Annotated in this window: 3 protein-coding genes; all 3 read right to left on the bottom strand. The window is 51.8% G+C overall.

All coding sequences use genetic code 11. The features are described from left to right. A partial coding sequence (locus P8O70_16170; GenBank protein ID MDG2198379.1) for an aminotransferase class I/II-fold pyridoxal phosphate-dependent enzyme occupies nt 1-641 on the bottom strand: 641 nt, incomplete at its 3' end. Further along, entirely contained in the window at nt 638-2,308 is a 1,671-nt protein-coding gene (locus P8O70_16165; GenBank protein ID MDG2198378.1) for an AAA family ATPase, read from the bottom strand. The genes P8O70_16165 and P8O70_16170, both read right to left, overlap by 4 nt. Next, on the bottom strand, nt 2,305-4,071 hold a 1,767-nt coding region (locus tag P8O70_16160), incomplete at its 5' end, for a cobaltochelatase subunit CobN (GenBank protein MDG2198377.1). The genes P8O70_16160 and P8O70_16165, both read right to left, overlap by 4 nt.

Here is a 4,071-nt window from a genome sequence, read left to right as displayed (position 1 = left end):
CCGTGTGATTCTGTCAATGTTCTCAACACGATCAGATTAGAACGAATCGTGGGGACCAAGCTGTTCGTTGAATCCAGATCTACTAAAGCAAGATCTGACTCATCAATCATGAAGCAGGTTTGTGGATTATCATCAATGAGTGACAACAAAGTTTTTCTGGAAAAACACTGACCGGTTGGGTTGTGTGGATTGCCCAACATTATCAAAGCTACAGAAGTTAACTCATTTTTGAGTTGGCTTTCATTGAATTGAAAATCCTCTTCCTGCCTCAGATCAAAAGAAATTTGACGTAATCGGCATAAGGTGGTTACCCGTTCGTAAGCAGAGGAACAAGGTCGGGGCAACAACACAGAAGTCTGTCGGAAGTACTCGGCGATGGCCAGGTATGCCTCGGCTGTGCTAGTGCAACAAACTACGTGCTGCTCAGGGATCCTCCACTGCTCAGCGAGGGCCTCCCTCAATGTCTGGGCGTAAGGTTCAGGCAGACTGCGGGCGGCCTCTGTGAACAGTTCAGGGGCAATCGGAGTCCGCAGCACTGGAATGCGCGTGCCGAGATCAATGATTTTGTCAGGATCGACATCCTGCTGATGATCGGAGCCCATTTCGTTGTCTGTCGAAAGCTGTTGAACCTTCTTGCTCATCCCGTCTCCAACCGTATGGTCCTCAAGCGAAGCCCTTTGGATAACTCTTCCACCCAGTTTTCCAGACCAACTACACTGGCTGGATGCCACCATTGACTGGCAATTCCTGAACAGAGCAACTGTTGCCAATGATGACGTAACTTTGATTGTTCTTTAGTTACACTACTTCCAGTGACCTCAAACAGGCCATCAGATGCGAAGATCAACCGATCTTTGGGACTAACTCTACTCCGTCTAAGAGCAACCTGGGACTGGCGCAGCAATTTGAATAAGGCGCTTCCACCAACAGCTTCCTGTAGTTCCCAAAGTCTCCTCTCTGTCTCAATGGCACTCATCTTTCGACCCAAGCAGAGACTCTCACCCGATTGCAGCACCATGAGGTGAAAGCGGTCTGCACGATACTGCTGAGTCAATTGGATAAGTTGATTCCTGACAAGGGCAAGAAAGTCTGTACTCCCAGTCGAGCGACTTGCATCAACAAGCAGCCACCAGAAGCGATGACGCTGAGTGTGAGCATATTGCAGTTGCCAAACAGGGGAAGTGTTCAAACCTCGCCAGGACTTGCACAAGGTTGCCAGCCAGTCCAGTGTTCTCCCTTGTTGTTCAGAATTTCTCAATGGTGGTGGTGGCTCCAACATCGACTGTGATGCTGGCCAGACGATATCCTCCTTCTTGGTCTCTAACTCGGTTCGCAGGGAAATTGGATCAGGCCGAGTACCTTGGGGTTGCCGAGAGGTCTGCCATTTCGGTCGCGGTGGAATTTGTTGATTGGGGGACTGCTGCTCGGTGGGTGGACTTGGTGGATCAGTTTTAGAAACAGATTGCCCAAGGCACAGTTCCCAAGCCTCTTGTACGTGATCCTCCGTCAGCGTTTGACTTTCCTGCCATGCGGCTGCACAGCGGGCTGTGCGCAATACCGCCAACTCAGTGCGTAGTCCTTCGAGCTTCAGTTCCTTTGCTTTTTTAGCAATTTGGATCCGGAGTACCTCTGGAATCACCACAAGTGGGAGCAAATTCCTGGCAGCAGCTAACTTTTGCAAAATCTGCTGCGTCTCAGTCTGCCAAGTCTTAGCAAATTTCTCAGGATCATCTTCGAACTCCATTCTGCGTCGGACAATCTCCATCCGTTCTGGAACCTCAAAGTTATCCTGAATCAATAGCTTGTGAGCAAAGCGGTCCTGCAATTGAGGACGTAGTTCGCCTTCTTCAGGGTTCATCGAACCCACAAGGATGAAGCGTGTCTTCAGGTTGGCTGATAATCCATCCCGTTCGACCTGTTGCTTGCCGCTGACAGCTGCATCCAGCAGGGAATCGGTTAGATGGTCTGGGAGCAAGTTGACTTCATCGATGTAGAGTACTCCTCCATCGGCCTGCGCCATCAATCCCTGCTGAAGTTGCCACTGGCCTTGCTCAACCAGATTGCCAGCATTGACTGCTCCGAGCAGGCGATCCTCCGTGGTTCCCAAGGGTACCTCAACAAAAGGAACAGTGCCCTTGCTGCTAGTTTGTAGCAGATCGGTAAACGCTCGGGCCAGTGTGCTTTTCGCACAACCACGATGCCCTTGCAGTAAAATCCCACCCAGTCTTGGGTCAAGGGTGTGATAGATCAGTGAGCGTTTGGCCAGTACCAACCCAACGATGGCAACAAAGGGAAAGCGTGGAGTCATTCAAGTTCTCCTTGCAACTCTAGAAGTTGGTGGCGGAGCTGTTCCAACAAGTCTGGAGCAGGGTTTTCCCAAAGATCACGTTCGTGAGCTTCCAGCAGTCGTTGGGTGGCATCTCGCAGCGCCTGTGGGTTGTGACGACGGAAGAATTCCTGTTGGGTTGGATTCAACAGCAGTTGCTGAGCCAGATCAGCGTATTGATTGTCAGAGGCTACATCGCAGGTAGCATCGTAACCAAAGAAGTAATCGACAGTGGCAGCCATCTCGAAGGCTCCTTTGTAGCCATGCCGTCGCATTGCTTCCAGCCAGCGTGGATTCAGAACACGACTCCGGAAGACACGATTGAATTCTTCTTTCAGACTGCGGATTCGTAACTGTTCAGGATTACTGGAATCCCCATGATAAGTCACTGGTGCTTTCCCACGAATCTGTTCAACAGCAGCGTGGAGTCCACCCTGAAACTGGAAGTAGTCATCGGAGTCGAGAATGTCATGCTCCCGGTTGTCCTGGTTCTGATGGACGACCTCAATTTCACTCAGCCGCTCTTTAAACAAAGTAGGATCTTCCCAAGACTGTCCATCTGTGCCGTAAGCGTGTCCACCCCACTTGAGGAAGACTTCAGTGAGATCCGCCTTGCTCTGCCAGTTGCCAGCATCCAACAATGGTAGCAGTCCGGTGCCATAACAGCCAGGGCCAGCACTGAAGACCCGCAAATGGGCCAACTCTTGAGCCTGTTCAGCAGGGATTCCCTTAGTTTGTAAGCGTTTCTTTTCCGAATGCCATGAAGCTCGGATCGGGTTGTCTTGCTCGGGTTCTTCTAATTCTGCAAGACGCTTGGGTACTTGGGCGAGCAGACGCATTGTCTCGCCAAAGGCATCCCGAAAGAGTCCAGAAACACGAAGAACCACGTCCACGCGGGGACGTCCCAGCACGCTTAGCGGCAGGATCTCGAAATCCAGCAATCGTCCCGAGGTCGGCTCCCAGACAGGACTACAGCCCCAGAGCCAAAGCGCCTGTGCGATGTCGTCCCCCCCGGTCCGCATGTTTGAGGTCCCCCAGATCACGAGCGCCAAGTGCCTGAGATCAGTCCCATGTTCCTCGCGATAACGATCAAGCAGTCGACCAGCGAGTCCTTGTCCACATTTCCAGGCAGTTTGAGTTGGAATGGAACGGGGATCGACGGCGTAGAAATTCCGTCCTGTGGGTAGAACATCGTACCTCCCACGCGTTGGTGCACCGGAAGGTCCAGGCTGAATAAATTTTCCAGACAAGCCACGTAGCAACTGCTCAGTTTCCCGTTCGCAGTCCAAGAGACGTGGCAGCAGGACTTCCTGCAACAGCTTTCGCAGTTGCTGCAATTCGTGGGAGTCGGTGGGTTCTTCCGTAGCGGAGCAAGCATCTTCGACCCAAAGTTTGGCCCGTTCATTCAATTCATCCCGTAGGAAAACTGACAGAGTCAGCAGATCAATATCCTTCGGTAGATCCCCTAGACAATGTAGCAATCCTCGAGAATGTGGTGTCCCCAAACGCAGCAGACTCAGCAGGAACTCAGTCCGCTGCTGTCCGCTCGGTACCTTCCCGAAAATATGCAATCCCGAACGAATCTGGCTCTCTTTGATGTCACAGAGAAAATTACTGAGTGCATTGAGCCAGTCTGCTTCCTCGGGGATCTCTTCTCGCCAACTGGCTTGCTCCAACAAGTGCTCGATCTGATGTTCCAGTTCATGGGCCCGCTCCGGAAACATCGTCTCACAGTGCGAATGCTC

This window comes from SAR324 cluster bacterium, from assembly GCA_029245725.1.
GTDB lineage: Bacteria > SAR324 > SAR324 > SAR324 > NAC60-12 > JCVI-SCAAA005.
Note: the sequence above shows the minus strand (reverse complement) of the source record. Positions and strands in the feature narration are given on the sequence as shown.